This window comes from Cohnella suwonensis (genome assembly GCF_042655365.1).
GTDB classification, from domain to species: domain Bacteria; phylum Bacillota; class Bacilli; order Paenibacillales; family Paenibacillaceae; genus Cohnella; species Cohnella suwonensis.
The window spans coordinates 1-14,244 of the sequence record NZ_JBHSMH010000038.1; the positions used below are offsets into that span (position 1 = coordinate 1).

The 14,244-nt window shown below is 59.0% G+C and carries 12 protein-coding genes; 3 read left to right on the plus strand and 9 right to left on the minus strand.

Annotated features, from left to right (window positions below; translation table 11 throughout):
- Positions 1-229: 229 nt before the first annotated feature.
- Positions 230-1,432 (minus strand): glycosyltransferase family 4 protein, encoded by a 1,203-nt coding sequence (locus tag ACFPPD_RS12345; protein WP_209749894.1) that lies wholly within the window; start codon positions 1,430-1,432, stop codon positions 230-232.
- 177 nt (positions 1,433-1,609) lie between these two features.
- On the opposite strand from ACFPPD_RS12345, the gene asd reads away from it, so the two are divergent.
- Positions 1,610-2,401 (plus strand): archaetidylserine decarboxylase, encoded by a 792-nt coding sequence (gene asd, locus ACFPPD_RS12350; protein ID WP_209749893.1) that lies wholly within the window; start codon positions 1,610-1,612, stop codon positions 2,399-2,401.
- Positions 2,402-2,492: 91 nt separating this feature from the next.
- Here asd and ACFPPD_RS12355 read toward each other — a convergent pair whose 3' ends face one another.
- Complete coding sequence (locus ACFPPD_RS12355) at positions 2,493-3,278, minus strand: helix-turn-helix domain-containing protein (RefSeq protein WP_209749892.1); 786 nt, start codon at positions 3,276-3,278, stop codon at positions 2,493-2,495.
- A complete protein-coding gene (gene pdxR / locus ACFPPD_RS12360) occupies positions 3,271-4,869 on the minus strand; it encodes a MocR-like pyridoxine biosynthesis transcription factor PdxR (protein WP_209749891.1) in 1,599 nt (532 codons plus the stop codon). Before pdxR ends, ACFPPD_RS12355 begins: the two co-directional genes overlap by 8 nt.
- Positions 4,870-4,987: 118 nt before the next feature.
- Here pdxR and ACFPPD_RS12365 point away from each other — a divergent pair, with 118 nt between their 5' ends.
- Both ACFPPD_RS12365 and ACFPPD_RS12370 read left to right on the plus strand, forming a co-directional pair.
- On the plus strand, positions 4,988-5,614 hold the full coding sequence (locus ACFPPD_RS12365) for a pyridoxamine 5'-phosphate oxidase family protein (RefSeq protein ID WP_209749890.1): 627 nt from the start codon (positions 4,988-4,990) through the stop codon (positions 5,612-5,614).
- Positions 5,615-5,716: 102 nt separating this feature from the next.
- Positions 5,717-7,021, plus strand: coding sequence for an aminotransferase class I/II-fold pyridoxal phosphate-dependent enzyme (locus ACFPPD_RS12370; protein WP_209749889.1), 1,305 nt, complete (start codon positions 5,717-5,719; stop codon positions 7,019-7,021).
- Positions 7,022-7,434: 413 nt separating this feature from the next.
- Here ACFPPD_RS12370 and ACFPPD_RS12375 read toward each other — a convergent pair whose 3' ends face one another.
- From ACFPPD_RS12375 to ACFPPD_RS12400, 6 genes are all read right to left on the minus strand, one after another.
- Complete coding sequence (locus ACFPPD_RS12375) at positions 7,435-8,733, minus strand: ABC transporter permease (RefSeq protein WP_209749888.1); 1,299 nt, start codon at positions 8,731-8,733, stop codon at positions 7,435-7,437.
- Positions 8,726-9,472, minus strand: a complete 747-nt coding sequence (locus ACFPPD_RS12380; RefSeq protein WP_209749902.1) for an ABC transporter ATP-binding protein — start codon at positions 9,470-9,472, stop codon at positions 8,726-8,728. The genes ACFPPD_RS12375 and ACFPPD_RS12380 overlap by 8 nt, the downstream gene beginning before the upstream one ends.
- 224 nt (positions 9,473-9,696) lie before the next feature.
- Positions 9,697-10,998: an S-layer homology domain-containing protein gene (locus ACFPPD_RS12385; RefSeq protein WP_209749887.1), complete on the minus strand. Its 1,302-nt coding sequence runs from the start codon at positions 10,996-10,998 to the stop codon at positions 9,697-9,699.
- A gap of 190 nt (positions 10,999-11,188) precedes the next feature.
- On the minus strand, positions 11,189-12,784 hold the full coding sequence (locus ACFPPD_RS12390) for a DEAD/DEAH box helicase (RefSeq protein WP_209749886.1): 1,596 nt from the start codon (positions 12,782-12,784) through the stop codon (positions 11,189-11,191).
- Positions 12,785-12,810: 26 nt separating this feature from the next.
- Positions 12,811-13,593 (minus strand): SDR family NAD(P)-dependent oxidoreductase, encoded by a 783-nt coding sequence (locus ACFPPD_RS12395; protein ID WP_209749885.1) that lies wholly within the window; start codon positions 13,591-13,593, stop codon positions 12,811-12,813.
- 120 nt (positions 13,594-13,713) lie between these two features.
- A complete protein-coding gene (locus ACFPPD_RS12400) occupies positions 13,714-14,172 on the minus strand; it encodes a chemotaxis protein CheX (RefSeq protein ID WP_209749884.1) in 459 nt (152 codons plus the stop codon).
- Positions 14,173-14,244: the final 72 nt, after the last annotated feature.

Below are 14,244 nucleotides of genomic sequence, written 5' to 3' on the forward strand. Positions count from 1 at the left end.
TCCTTCTGAGGCAAGGGGATAATAGTACGATTGTTCCAAAATGACACGTAAATTAGGATAAGCCTAGATGAGTAGATGTCCATAAAACCTATACTTTCTGATCCTTCAAGCAAAAACGCCTTCGGCGTCCTTCGGACGTCGGAGTAGCTTTGCGGAGGTTATTCAGAAATGGATAAGCGTGAAACTTATACATTCTGAATAACTCAAAAAAAGCTCGTTACACCGTCCGTCAAGACGGGGGAACGAGCTTTTCGTTCTTCTCGGGCGGGCAGCCGAACGACGGTCTATTCGACTGAAACTTCAGCCACCTCTCCGCTGTATGCTTCCACTGGAACTCGCTCAGCACGCGCTCCTTTCCCTTTTTGCCCATCTCGTTGCGAATCGATTCATGGGCGAGCAGGTAGCCGATCCGGGAAGCCAGCTCCGGCACGATGTCCGGCTGATCGTCTGTCACAAGATAACCTGTCGAACCGTCAACGACGATTTCCTTCATGCCTCCGGCTCTCGTCGCCACGACCGGAAGCTCGGCAGCCATCGCCTCGATATTGACGAGCCCGAACGCTTCCTGGCCGACGGACGGTACGACGGCAATATCCGCCATCGCGAACCAGCCCGTGATCTGATCGTGCGGAACATACGGTTGAAAATGAACATGCTTTTTCCAGTGCTCCGCCTGTTTGTACAACCTTCTTACATATTCCGTCTGACGATGGAAGCCGTATTGCGCGCTGCCGACGATCACGAATAGCGCATCGGGCTCCGCAGCGATAATCCCTGGTATCGCCGACAGCAGATGGTGCACGCCTTTCTGCGGAACGAGCCGCCCAACGTACAATATAATCGGTCTTAGGCCCCATCCCATTTTCGTCCGCCATTGCTTGCGAGCAGCCATTCCTTTCGGAGTAGATTTTCCCGGGAATCTCGACGCGTCTACGCCCAGATGGTTAACCAGAATCTTCTCCGTGACCTGAGGGACACTGCCGCAAATATAGGACTTCAGAAACTCGCTGTTCACTTGAATATCGTCCGCGGCACGAAGACATTCCAGCATCTGGGCTTCATTTAAGTACGGCGTGCCGATGTAAGTCGTCGAGTGCAGGTTTACGATGATGCGGGAATAAGGAAAATCGCGTTTAAGATAAGGTACCCACAGCGGACGGTTCTCGACTTGAATAACGTCCGGCCGGAATTTCGCCAGCCTGCCGCATACGAGCCTAAAGTACCTTTTTTTATCCGTTGCGGGAAACCGCTCGATCCGAACGCCGTTAAGCCGGTCTCGGGCGGGCAGCCTTTTGCCGAGACGGCCGTAGATTCTGGCGTCGATATCCGGCAACAGGCAGGGTACGACTTTTTCCACCACGCGCTCGACCGAGCCGCCCATCGACGACGGTACGGTATACGCTCCAGGGGTTACGAATGCCGTTTTCAGCATCGTCGCACTCTCCTCGCCTGACCTAATCTAGGCTGACAAAACAGCATATACGAATACCGTGCGATCCGTCACGGCGTCTACCCGCCGCTCCTCCGCCCATCGCGACTATTGCACTTTGGCGATCAATGTGTCACAATTCACGGGAATGTAATTTACGACAAAGGAGTGCACGGCCGCATGGCTCGCTCGCTGCTGCGCTTGATGACGGAGCTGTCCTCTCGCAAGTTCGTGTCCCGCATTACGGGACGTTTCGCTAAATCCTCGCTAAGCCGCCGATGGATTCCCCGCTTCGCCAAAATGTACAACATTCCTGTCGAGGAAGCGGAGAAACGGCTGAACGAATATGTATCTCTCAATGATTTCTTTACGCGCAGGCTAAAGCCGGGCAGACGTCCGATCGACGCGGCCGCCGATGCTTTGGTAAGTCCGGTCGACGCGCGCATTACCGGTTGCGGCGTCATCGAAGACGGGATGCTGCTTCAGGTGAAGGGCCAGGATTATACGCTGGAGGAGCTGCTTAACGGCTCTCCCCGGATTTCCCAATACAGGCACGGCTATTATTGGGTACTTTATTTGAGCCCGACGGATTATCACCGCATCCATTCGCCTTGCGAAGGCGAGATCGTCGAAACCGAGCACATTCCCGGCAAAGTGTATCCCGTCAACGAATTCGGCTTGACGTCCATGCGCCGCGTGTTGTCCCGCAACGAGCGTCTCGTCACCTACGTCCGCAGCGACGTCGGGGAAACGGCCGTCGTCAAGGTAGGCGCGCTGAACGTCAGCAGCATCAAGTACGTGGAACCGATGCCGAAGACGCTCGGTCGCGGCGACGAACTCGCCTATTTCGAGTTCGGTTCGACGATCGTCCTTCTCACCGAAGACGGAACGTTGCAACCGCGCCCGGATCTCCGTACCGGCGACAAAGTGCGCATGGGCGAGAAGCTCGGCACGTTGATCCGCCGTTCCTGAATCTATCGATCGTAAAAAAGCTCGTCCGACAGGCCATTAGGCCGACGGACGAGCTTTTTTACGCGAGGTCGATTCCCGCTATTCCGGCGGCCTATCGGATTTCCGAAGGACTTTTGCCGGTGTACTGCTTGAATTGACGGCTGAAGAAAAAAATATCGCGGTAGCCGAGCGCGTCGGCCACCTCCGTCACGTTCATCCCCGCGTGCATGAGCAGATGCTGCGCCCGTTCGATCCGCGTCCGGATCATGTAAGTCTGCACGGACATGCCGATCAATTCCTTGAACTTGATCGAGAAGTAACGCGGGGACAGTCCCGCCCGCTTGCCCAAATCTTCGACCCGATGCACGACGCCCGGATGCTGCTGGATGTAGTTGGCGACTTCGCGGATGCTCTCGGTCAACTGGTTGCTCGCCTTGCGCTCGACGGGTTCCTCGCGATCATGGCGTAACAGGTGGATGAGCAGTTGCTTCAGGATGAGCTGCGCCTCGATTTCGGCCGCGAACGTACGCACGAGGAACAACCGGACGTACTTGGCCAGCATGTGCTCGAAATCGAACGTATCCTTCAATTCCCTGTAAGGGGCGGGAACGTCGGACACCGATTCGTCGACGTCGAAATGGATGTACGTCAGCACGAGCGGCTTTTGCGGATTGTGGGTCGCGCTCGTATGGTCGCCGGGACGGAAAAGAAAGCAGCTCCCCTTGCCGAGCTCGTAAGGCTTGCCGTTCAGGAAAAGCTCGCCTTCGCCGCTCCAGACGTAGAACATATCGTAGTTCGCGAGCGGCTTTTCCCGCTTCTGCCACTTCCAGCCCGGCTCGCACGATATTTTGGCGAACGCCGGCAACAGCCGAAGCGACGACGGGGATACGTTAAGCATGAACGGTTCCTCCTTGGACTATGTCGATGTCGATCCATCCGAGCCGGGTCGCCGCGTCCCGAATTTCCAGCACGCCTCGGCCGATGCTTTCTTCGTTCAAATGCGCGAAGCCGAATACGGCCGACCTGCCTGGCGCCGGAGCGCCTTCCGTATCCGGCGCGTAGCCGTATGCCGCTCCGTCTTTCCAAGCGACGCCTCGTTTCGCGCATTCCTCTACGAGCTTATCGTAACGATCTTCGTCCAGTTTCCACTTCGCGTACAGATGTAGCCCCGCGTCCGAAGGCACGACTTCGAACATTCGCCCGAGCTTCTCTTCGATACCCGTTCTCAGCTTGCGCTCCAGTTTGCCGAACGTTCGGCGCATGCGCCTCATGTAGCGGTCGTATCCGCCCCCGGACATCCAGCTCGCGAGCGCCTGTTGCTCCGCGATGCCCGTCGGGTACGGATCGTACAACCCCTTCGCCGCGGCGAAAGGACCTAGCAACTCGTCCGGCAGAACGGCGTAGCCGATCCGGACGCCCGCTCCCATCGAACGGGAGAACGTGCCGACGTAGACGACTCTGCCTTCCTTGTCGAGCGACTTCAACGGCTCGATCGGGCGGCCTCCCCAGCGGAAGTCGCTGTCGTAATCGTCTTCGACGATCCACGCGTTCCGGCGCGCCGCCCAAGCGAGCAGCGACCTGCGGCGTTCGTAGCTGAGCACGACCCCGGTCGGAAAATGCCTCGTCGGCGTTACGAACAGCAAGCCGGCGTCCCAATCGTCGGTAATGATGCCGTTGGCATCGACCGGCTGCGCGAGCGTTCTCGCCCCCGTGGCGCGAACGGCGAGCCGGATGCCGGTATAGCAGGGATTCTCGACCACCGCGGTCTTCCCTTCCTCCAGCAGCAGCTGGGTTAGAAGCGCGATCGCCTGCATCGAGCCGCCCGTAACGACGACCTGGCCGGCTTCGCAAGAGATGCCCCTCTCCCGTCGCAGCCGTTCCGCGATCGCTTTCCTCAGCTCGAAGCTTCCTTCCTTCTCCAAGCCGGCTCTTCCCGTCTCGCCCAGAACCTTCCATTGATGAGCGACTTCGGCTTTCCACTCCGTCCAAGGAAACCAATCCCGGCCGACCCCTTCGGGCACGAACGATACCGTTGCTTCCGGAAGCTTCGCGGCGCGCGCCTCTTCCTCGGGCGGTGTCCCTTTCCGTCCGGCGCGTTCGGGAAGCATCGACTTCCGGTCGGCGACTTCGGCCATAAGCCTTCGCGCCCAACCGGTCAACGCGGGAGCCGCTTGGGGAAGCGGTTCTCTCTTCGCCGCGCCGACCGGCTTCGCCCAGTCCGGTTGCCCGTCCGAATCGTCGAGGCCCGCGACGAACGTTCCTTGGCCGATGCCCGCCTGCACGAACCCTTCCGCCGTCAGCATCTCGTAGGCGAGGCTGACGCTGCCCCGCGACAAGCCGTACAGCGAAGCGAGCGTTCTCGTCGAAGGCAACCTCTCTCCCGGGGCGAGCTTGCCTTCCGTGATCGCTTCGCGAACGGCCAAGTAAAGCGCCAGATGCTTGCTGCCGCACTCGGCCAGCTTAACGGAATACGCGAAAGGGGAACTCAACGGACTCGCCTCCTGCCGATCATAATGGACTAGTGTTTTTAATGTAAATTGGATCTTTTCACTTGTCAATGCCGACGATAAACTTAGCCTCAACCAATCGGTGCGGGAGGCATGCAAGATGAGAAGAAAAGAATTCGAAGTGACGGAAAGCGAGCTCTGCGAAAGCTTCCTGAAGGAAAAAAACGACGGCGTCCTGACGTTCGCCGGGGCCGACGGATGGCCAAAGGCGGTTCCGCTCAACTACGTGTTTCACGGAGGAGCGATTTATTTTCACGGCAGCAAGCAAGGGGAAAAAATGGCCGGCCTCGCCGCGAACCCGCGGGCCGAATTCGTCGTGTACCAAGCGCACGCGTTTATCCCTTCCTATTTCTCCGATCCGTATTTGGCTTGTCCGGCTACCGTCTTCTTCCGTTCCGTCCGCGCGAGGGGCAATGTCGAGCAGGTGACCGACGCCGCGGAGAAAGCGTCCGCCCTGCAAGCGCTCATGACCGTGATGCAACCGGAAGGCCGGCATGCGCCGATCGACGCGGCGGACGCGAAATATTCGGCTTCTCTTAAGGGCGTCGCCGTACTCCGGCTCGACCCGATCGACATCGCAGGCAAGTTCAAATTCGGCCAAAACCTGTCCGACAAACGAAGGGATCAAGTCGTAGGCGGACTAAGCGAAAGAGGTTTGCCCGAGGACGAAGATGCGATAAAGCGTATACGCGACAGCGCGTTAAAGTGTCCAATGCGTGACAACTAGGAGGACCGGATTGTTTTTTATGGCGAATCGCGCCGATTGCAATGACGCTCCTCCTTCAATGGTGTATAATATCACCTAATGAATATTGGAAGGATGGAAGTTATGAACCCGCTCGCGCAGCAATTGAACGACACGCTTTCCCGGGACAATCCTCATGTCGCCGAGATGTTGTCCGGTTTGGGCAAAGCCATCTACATGCCTAAGCTGGGCATCCTTAGCCAATCCGCAGAAGCCAAGCAAAAGGCTAAGCTATACAACGCCACGATCGGCATCGCGACCGAGAAGGGCAAGCCGATGCATCTGGAAGTCATTCAAGAAACGTTGTCCGCTTACGATCCGAAGGACATTTACGAATATGCGCCGCCTGGCGGCAAACCGGAACTACGCAACATCTGGCGAGACAAAATGCTGACGGAGAACCCGTCCGTCGCGGGCAAGAACATCAGCCAGCCGGTCGTTACGAACGCGTTGACGCACGGACTTAGCATCGTTGCCGACCTGTTCGCCGAAGCCGGGGACGCCGTCGTCGTTCCGGACAAAAACTGGGAAAACTACGAGTTGACGTTCCACATCCGCCGCGGCGCGGACATGGTGACGTACCCGCTGTACGACGCCGACAACCGCTTCAATTCCGCCGGCCTGCGCAACGCGCTGCTCGCCCAGAAGGAACGCGGCAAAGCGATCGTTCTGCTGAACTTCCCGATCAACCCTACCGGCTATACGCCGGGCTTGCAGGAAGCTCGCGACATCGTCGCCGCGATCCGCGACGCCGCCGAAGCCGGCATCAACGTCGTGGTCGTGACGGACGACGCGTACTTCGGCTTGTTCTTCGAAGATTCGTTGCAAGAGTCGCTGTTCGGCCAACTCAGCGGCCTTCATGACCGCGTGCTCGCGGTCAAGATCGACGGAGCGACGAAAGAAGAGTACGTTTGGGGCTTCCGCGTCGGCTTCATCACTTACGGCGGCCTGACCGAAGCGAGCCTGACCGCATTGGAACAGAAGACGATCGGCATCATCAGAGCGACGATCTCGAGCGGCCCTCATCCGTCCCAGACGTTCATCCTTCGCGCTTTGACGTCGGACCGGTTCCAAGAGCAGAAAGAACAAAAGTTCCAAATCATGAAAGGCCGCGCGAACAAAGTGAAGCAGCTGCTCGACAGCGGCAAGTACGGCGACGAATGGGCTTACTATCCGTTCAACTCCGGCTACTTCATGTGCTTGAAGCTGCTCGTCGCGGACGCGGAAGCCGTTCGCCAGCGCCTGCTGAACGAATACGGCGTCGGCACGATCGCCCTCGGTGAGAGCGATCTGCGCGTCGCCTTCTCCTGCATCGAGGAAGAGAACCTCGAAGACTTGTTCGACCGGATCTACCAGGCGGTTCTGGACGTGAAGAACGGCCGGGCTTAAGCGGATAGTTTCTATTCTCGGCTCGGCTCGGCTTGCGCGGGTGAAAGAGCACAATTGCGGAACCGAACTTCGCTATTCGAACCAACCCCCGCCCCTCTGTCTGACAACCTGCAAAAATGCAGTTTGATCGCCTCGAAATTAACAAATCGGCTCAACAACCTGCAAAAATGCAGTTTGTTCGGCTCAAATGATGAAAATCTCGCTAGAAACGGCAAACAACCTGCAGATTTGCAGGTTGTCGGCGAACGAATATAAAATGGATCCAAACAACCTGCAGAAATGCAGGTTGTTTGCGTTTAAAGAGCGAAAATCGGCTTCGCATCCGACGCCAGGCGTGGCGGCATCGAGAAGTCGGAACACATACGGCTTCCTTACTTCCCTACTCGCTGAATCGGCAAGAAAACGCCTATCCCCTACAGATCGTCCTCTTCGTCGTGCGCCGCGATCTTCCGCGGCACTCGCCAGCCGCACCAAAGCAGCCCGAACGCCGCGAGCGGCAGCCACAGGTCGAGGCGGAACGCCCCGCCCCAGCCGGCAATCCCGTCGCCCGCGACGAGTCCCGACGTCGCGATGCCGATCGCCGCCAAAAGCAGCGCGGCCAAAATCCCGGCGGACCGGGCGATCGAGGCCGCCGCGAGGAGGCGGCCTTCCGGAGGCAGCGGCAGCGTCGCCGCCGTCTCGACGAGCCTGACCCTGCGCAGCTCGCCGAGCTGCAGGCCGAACAGGAAGATCGCCAACACGTACGCGATGCCGTCCGCCCATGCGTTATCGGAGACGGCGAGCACGATGCCGGACAAGACGATCAAGCGCCATAAGGCGCCGAACGTCTCTCCTCGCAGGAATACCTTGGCGTGCAAATACGCCCATGCGCTCGAATGCCGCCACGGAAGCCGGTCCGCCGTCCAGGCGATCCATCGGCGACGCGAAGGCTTGGACGTCTCGGTCGGCACGTCGACGAACCAGCCGAGGAACGCCATCCAGCGGCGACGGATCGCCGCCTCTTCTTCGATGAGAGCGTCCCAGGGCATCGTATGCCTTACGGGCAATCGCCACAGCAAAGCCATTATCGCCATGCACGCCGCCGTCAGCAAGACGGCGATCGCGAGCGGCTTGAGCAGCAACAAGGCGAAGATGATCCCCGTCAGCAGCCATCTCGCGAGCCGCAGGCCATGCCGCCAGCCCTTCGACGCGCATTGGCGTTCCTTCCAGCCGGCGTAGACGTTGCCCCCCGAGAGAATCGCGGCCAGCGCGGCCAGAAGCGCGACCGGATGGCTGCCCGCCAAATCCGCCGTCTTCGGGGCGTCCATGTAGATCGGCGCGTATACGCAGAAGACGGCGACCGCGCGTAGCGCGGCCGCGACGATCGCGCGGATCAGGCTCGGCTGGATATATGCGCTTAGCACGCCTTCTTCCATCGGCAGCAGGAAGACGGTGTCCGCAGGACGCAAGTACGTACGCAGCGGCGCGCGGACGGATGCCAGCGTCAGCGCCGCCGCTCCGACGGCGCCTGACGGCCATTCGGCCGGAATCGCCTTGATGAAATCCAAGTACCACGCGAGCGCAGCGAAAAACAATGCCGATACGAAGAGACCGAAGCCGCTCTGGAACACGTAACGAAAGTGCGGCACGATTTCCCCGCGGAACGCGGCCGCCCGGCTTCCCCGAAGGCCGGCGAGAAATCGCCGTTGCTCTTCCGTCGTCCTTTCACGCACGCGGCACGCCTCCTTCCTCCGCCGCGACGAGCGACTCGAACGCGTCGTCGAGCGTCTCGCCCGGACCGCTCCGTCCCGCGAACGCTTTGACTTGTCCCGGCGTTCCTTCCGCGATCAGCCTGCCCTTGTGCATGACGACGAGCCGATCCGCCTTTCTTTCGAGCGCCGGAAGAATATGCGAGCTGAGCAAAATGCCGGTTCCGCCCGCCCTAGCATGATCGAGCGCTTCAAGCAGTCCTCGGATCGCGAGCGGATCCAAGCCGAGGAACGGTTCGTCGATGATGAGGAGGGGAGGGCTAACGAGCAAAGCGTTCATGAGCATCACTTTCTGCTTCATCCCTTTGGATAGCGTATCCGGCAGCGATGCCAGCGCCTCCGTCATGCGGAACGTCTTAGCGAGTTCCTCCGCCCTGGCGTTCGCCGTCCGTTCCTCGATGCGGTACGCCATCGCCGTCCACCGCAGGTGTTCCTTCACCGTCAATCCGGGGATCAGCGAAGGCTGCTCCGGCACGTAGGCCGCGGATGACCGGAACCGATCGCGATCTTCTTCCAACGTCGCTCCCGCCACTCTGACCTCGCCGCTATGGGGCACCATAAGCCCGAGAATATGTTTGATCGCCGTGCTTTTTCCGGCGCCGTTCAGTCCGATCAAGCCGACCATTTCGCCCGGCATGACCGTGATGGACACGCAGTGCAGCACCGGCCTGCGCGGGCTGTAGCCGCCGACGACGTCTTTCATGCTTAGCGCCGGCGCGCTCCCGTCTAGCCGATTTCCCGTCCGATCCTGCTTTGCCGCCAATCCGTCGACCTCCCCGAAGCTTCCGCCGTTTACGCTCTATTATACCGGGCTCGGCTCGCGGACACAAAAAGAGAGAACCGCCCGGTGCGCTCGGCGCGCCCGCGGCGGTTCTCTACTCCCTTATCGCTTTTGGCGCGCATTCGCCAATAGAAACCCCTTTTGCGTTAAGCCGTAACGTCGATCTCTTGAATGACGCCGTTGTTGCCTCTGACGACGACGTTCAGGTCCGTAGACAGAATGCCGTTGTTGCCGGTCACCTTCAAGTTCGCGGAATCCACGTTATAAATCGTCGTTTGCTGCGTGCCGTTCACCGTTTTCACGATCGTCAGCGTCGCGATTTTTCCTTGCGCGTTAAGCGAAATGTTGCTGATTTTGCCGGCGTCGTTCAGCGTGAAAGCGACCGCGTCGGCCGTCTTGGTCACCTCGATGAAGACCGCTTTGCCTTCGAACGTGCGTACGAGCGCTTGGTCGCCGACTTGCAGCGAGGACAGCGGAGATTTCACGTCCTTGCGGAAAATGAACACGTTGGCGTCTGCCGCCACGGTAACCGACGTATTGTCCGCTTTCTTCACCGTCAGGTTGCTGCCGTCGATCGCCGTGATCGTTCCGATGATCGCCTGCGCGTTGCCGGTTTCGGGCAGCTGCTGGTCGACGCGGTCGAGCAAGGTTGCCAGTTCGGCGCGGGTTACCGGCTTGTTCGGCAAAAAGATTTTATTGTAGGAATTAGATGCCGAATCGTCGTTATCTTCGTTATCGCCATCATCGTCGTTATCATCGTGATCGCGATCATCGTCGTCGCGATCATGATCTTTTTTGTAAGCCGGAACGTCGATGCCAGTAATGATATTTTTCTCCAAAGCTACGGCTATGTAGCCGACGGAGCCAGCAGGAATGTCTTTCGCGTCCCTGAAAGGAAGCTCCGTATCCATTTTCGTTTTCGCTTCGGCTTCGAGCTTCATCGCCTTCACGAGCAAGACGGAAGCCCAAAGACGGGTAGCCGGCTTTTCCGGTTGGACGGACATTTCGTACTCCGAGAACAAATCGTTCTCGAGCGCGACGGCAACGTAACCGACGGCCCAGCCGTATTTTTTCTTCAATTGGTCGAAGTCTTTGAAGTTCAACTTCGCGTTCATGTTCTCCGGCTTCTCGGCTTCTTCCTTCAGTCCGAGCAAACGGACGGCCGCGACGATCGCTTCGATGCGGGATATGTTGTTCCGCGGCTTGAAGCTTCCGTCATCATAGCCGTTGAATACGCCTTGCGCGGCCAGTCGGATGACGTGGTCGTACGCCCATTTCCACTCTTTGTTATTCAGATCGCCGAAATCGAGATGAATGGATTTTTTATTGCTTTTACCTTTGTCTTTGCCGTTCGCCGAAGCCATCAAGCCTGTCGTTCCGCCTACGAGCATCGTTAGAGCAAGCGTCGCAGCCGCCGTTTTTTTCAACATCGATTGTTTTTGAGCCATTGGAATCTCTCCTTCGCGAGTTCAACGTATTTGGATGAGGATGGTTGGGATGATTTCCCCTTCGCCTATACGTTTCGCGCAAGTTCGCGATTTTGTGAGGGTCCTACCGGAAAAATAAGCCTAAAGTACGAGAAAAGACCCTTTCCCGGGCAAATCGGGAAAGGGTCCTTCATCCAAACGAGGTCGCCGGTCACGGTTTGCCGTTGTCTCCGGGCGCGTTCGTTTCGCGTTTTTCTTTGAGCCATTTGGGCGCGCCTTTGTTTTTGCGTTCGCGCTCCCGTTCGGATTTGGATTTGCCCGGTTTGGCGGCAGGCGCTTTGACGGCCGCTTTGACCGGCGGCTTCTGCGAGACGTCGTCCCGCTTGTCCGCCTTGTCCGGCGTCCGGCGCTCCGGCTTGCCCGGGCGCGCTTCGTCCGACGGCTTGGCCGCCAGCCGGCCCCGCAGCTCCGCCGCCGGTTTCCCCGGTTTCGCTTCAGGCTTCGCTTGACGGCCTGCAGCCGGCGAGGAAGGCCGCGTCTCCGCTTGGCCTTCCGGCTTGCGAGGCGCTTGCGCTTCCTTCCGTTCCTGCGACTTCAAGTACTCGGCCTTCGATTTCCATTCGAACTTCGGCTTGCCGGACGCCGACTGGCTCCGTCTCGCGTCGCTCTCCTCCAGCGTGACGACTTTGCCTTCGTAAGTCGTTCGAGGTTCGATCGTAATGCCGAGCTGCTTCTCCAGCTTGTCGACGATGAAGCGCTCCTCCGGGGAGATGAGCGTGATCGACGTTCCTTCCCGTCCCATTCTCGCCGTGCGTCCGGAACGGTGCACGTAATGGTCGGCGTCGAGCGCAGGCTCGTATTGGATAACGAGCGTTAATCCCGGCAAGTCCAGTCCGCGCGCCGCCACGTCCGTCGCGATGAGCAGCTTCGTCTTGCCGCCGCGGAATCGTTGCATCGTCTCTCCGCGCTCCTGGCCTCTCGTATCCCCGTACAAAGCGTCGACCGACAAGCCTTCGTAGCGCAGCTTGGCGAGCAATTCGCCGATTTTCTCCGTATCGTTGACGAACAGCAATGCCGAAGAAGGCTTCATATGCAGCACGAGCCTGCGGATCAAATCGATCTTCTCCCTGCGGTCGGACAGGAAGTACCAGTGCTTCAGCGTCTTGGACAAGCCGTTGTCGTTCTCCGCTTCCGTCACGTCGGACACCCACGGATCCTTCTGCCACTTGCTCTCCGCTTCCCTCATCGCCTGCGAGCGGGTCGCGGAGACGAAGACGGTCTGGCGATCGCGCGACGTCTTCTTCATTAGATGCTCGACGTCGGACTTGCCGCCGAGCGAGAATACGCGGTCCGTCTCGTCGATGACGACGTAAGTAACGGCATGCAGCGACAGCTTCCGCGTGTTCGCCACTTCTCTCACCCGTCCGGGCGTACCGACGACCAGCGCGGGTTTGCTCTTCATCCGTTCCAGCTGCCTCGCGATCGAAGCGCCGCCGATGAGGGCGACCGCTTTCACCCCGAGCGGTTGCCCGTACGTCTCCGCCTCGCGCATGATCTGCATCGCGAGCTCTTGCGTCGGCGCGAGAATGAGCGCCTGCGTCTCTTTGCGGGCGCCGTCGATCCGTTGAAGCGCGGGCAGCAAGTACGCGAGCGTCTTGCCCGTTCCCGTCGGCGACACGATCACGCCGTCCTTGCCCGAGAGCAGTTCGGGCAACGCTTGCCTTTGCACCTCGGAAGGTTCGTTGATGCCGGATGCGGCGAGCTTCGCCGCGAGTATCTCGTTTAATCCTAATTCTTGGAATGCCATTTCTCCAGCCCCTTTATCGGTCTTGCCTATTTCTTGTTCATCATCCGACCGAACAACGCGTCCGTCGCGCGCGGGAACAGCTGCATGATCTTCGCCCCGGCCGAAGCCGCCCACGGCATGTCGAGCTCGGGCTTGCGCCTCTCCATGACCCGGACGATCGCGTTCGCGACCTTGTCCGGAGAAAGGATGAACCGTTCGATGTTCTTAAGGTACGTCCCCTCCGGATCGGCCCTGTCGAAGAACGGCGTCGCGATCGGGCCCGGATTTACGGCGGTCACGTAGACGCCGCTGATCTTTAGTTCTCTGCGCAGCGCGTTCGTAAAACCGAGAACGGCATGCTTGGTGGCGGCGTAAGCGGTCGATTTGGCGGTCGCGACTTTGCCGGCCATCGACGCGACGTTCACGATATGGCCTTGCCCCGCTTGCAGCATGATCGGAAGAACGGCGAGCGTCGCGCGCACCGTGCCCAAATAGTTCACGTCCATCATATCCTTGAAATGCTCGATCGTCGTCTCCGCGAAAGGCACGAATTCCCCGTAGCCCGCGTTGTTGAGCAGTACGTCTATGCGCCCGTATTTCCGAACGACTTCGGAGACGACTTCGCCGACTTGTTCGTCGGAAGAGACGTCCATCGCGTATACGGCATGCTCGCCCGGAATCGAAGCGGCTTGGGCCGACAGCCTACCCAAGGAGCGAGCCGTCAGCACGGGAATCGCCCCCCGCTCGGAGAGCCGCTTCGCCGTCAACGCGCCGATACCGCTGGACGCGCCTGTGATGAGCACTACTTTGCCTTGCAACGTCGCTTTCATGGCGATCCTCCCCGGGAACTCGATAGATAGGGCACGACTTCCCCATTCATGAAAAAAGCCCCTGACGGGGCTGTAGCGATAGCTCGTATGACGCCGTATGAATACTAGCATAGGTCAACGCTACGCGATCAATACTTGAATTTCCATTTCGCCGATTCCGTCCATGATTAGGGGAACGGCCAACGCCCGGCTTGCGCCCGTCGCGGATGCGAAATGAGAGTTCATGATCTTCGGCGGCGTAATGTCCACGTGAACGCCTTGGTTGTACAGCATCGTGCTTGCGTTGCCGCTGATCATGTTGCCAAGCTCCGATATCGCGCTTTTACCCATTTCGTCGATCTCTGTAATGGCGTAGCCGCCCATCATGGCGGAGACGATTTTTAGCGCTACCGATTCGCTTAATCCGAACACGATATCCCCGGTCATATGTCCGGTCAGTCCGATTTGAATCCATACATGGTTTTCGGCGAACTTGATGTCCCTGATCGCCAGTTGTCCGGTGCTGGGACGGATTTGTACCATCTGCTCGATGACCATGCGCGCGGATTCCAAAAACGGGTTGATGTACTCGGCCTTCATGTCTGAACGCGCCCCTTTTCCACCTTGGATTGTACCGCTAGCCGTAATCGCTTTCCCTCATTATACTGAAAT

Coding starts and splice junctions, on each gene's coding strand:
- ACFPPD_RS12395 (WP_209749885.1), bottom strand. CDS start 13,593: ATGAAAGCGACGTTGCAAGGCAAAGTAGTGCTCATCACAGGCGCGTCC.
- ACFPPD_RS12370 (WP_209749889.1), top strand. CDS start 5,717: ATGAACCCGCTCGCGCAGCAATTGAACGACACGCTTTCCCGGGACAAT.
- ACFPPD_RS12345 (WP_209749894.1), bottom strand. CDS start 1,432: ATGCTGAAAACGGCATTCGTAACCCCTGGAGCGTATACCGTACCGTCG.
- ACFPPD_RS12390 (WP_209749886.1), bottom strand. CDS start 12,784: ATGGCATTCCAAGAATTAGGATTAAACGAGATACTCGCGGCGAAGCTC.
- ACFPPD_RS12385 (WP_209749887.1), bottom strand. CDS start 10,998: ATGGCTCAAAAACAATCGATGTTGAAAAAAACGGCGGCTGCGACGCTT.
- asd (WP_209749893.1), top strand. CDS start 1,610: ATGGCTCGCTCGCTGCTGCGCTTGATGACGGAGCTGTCCTCTCGCAAG.
- ACFPPD_RS12365 (WP_209749890.1), top strand. CDS start 4,988: ATGAGAAGAAAAGAATTCGAAGTGACGGAAAGCGAGCTCTGCGAAAGC.
- ACFPPD_RS12380 (WP_209749902.1), bottom strand. CDS start 9,472: ATGAAAGACGTCGTCGGCGGCTACAGCCCGCGCAGGCCGGTGCTGCAC.
- ACFPPD_RS12400 (WP_209749884.1), bottom strand. CDS start 14,172: ATGAAGGCCGAGTACATCAACCCGTTTTTGGAATCCGCGCGCATGGTC.
- ACFPPD_RS12355 (WP_209749892.1), bottom strand. CDS start 3,278: ATGCTTAACGTATCCCCGTCGTCGCTTCGGCTGTTGCCGGCGTTCGCC.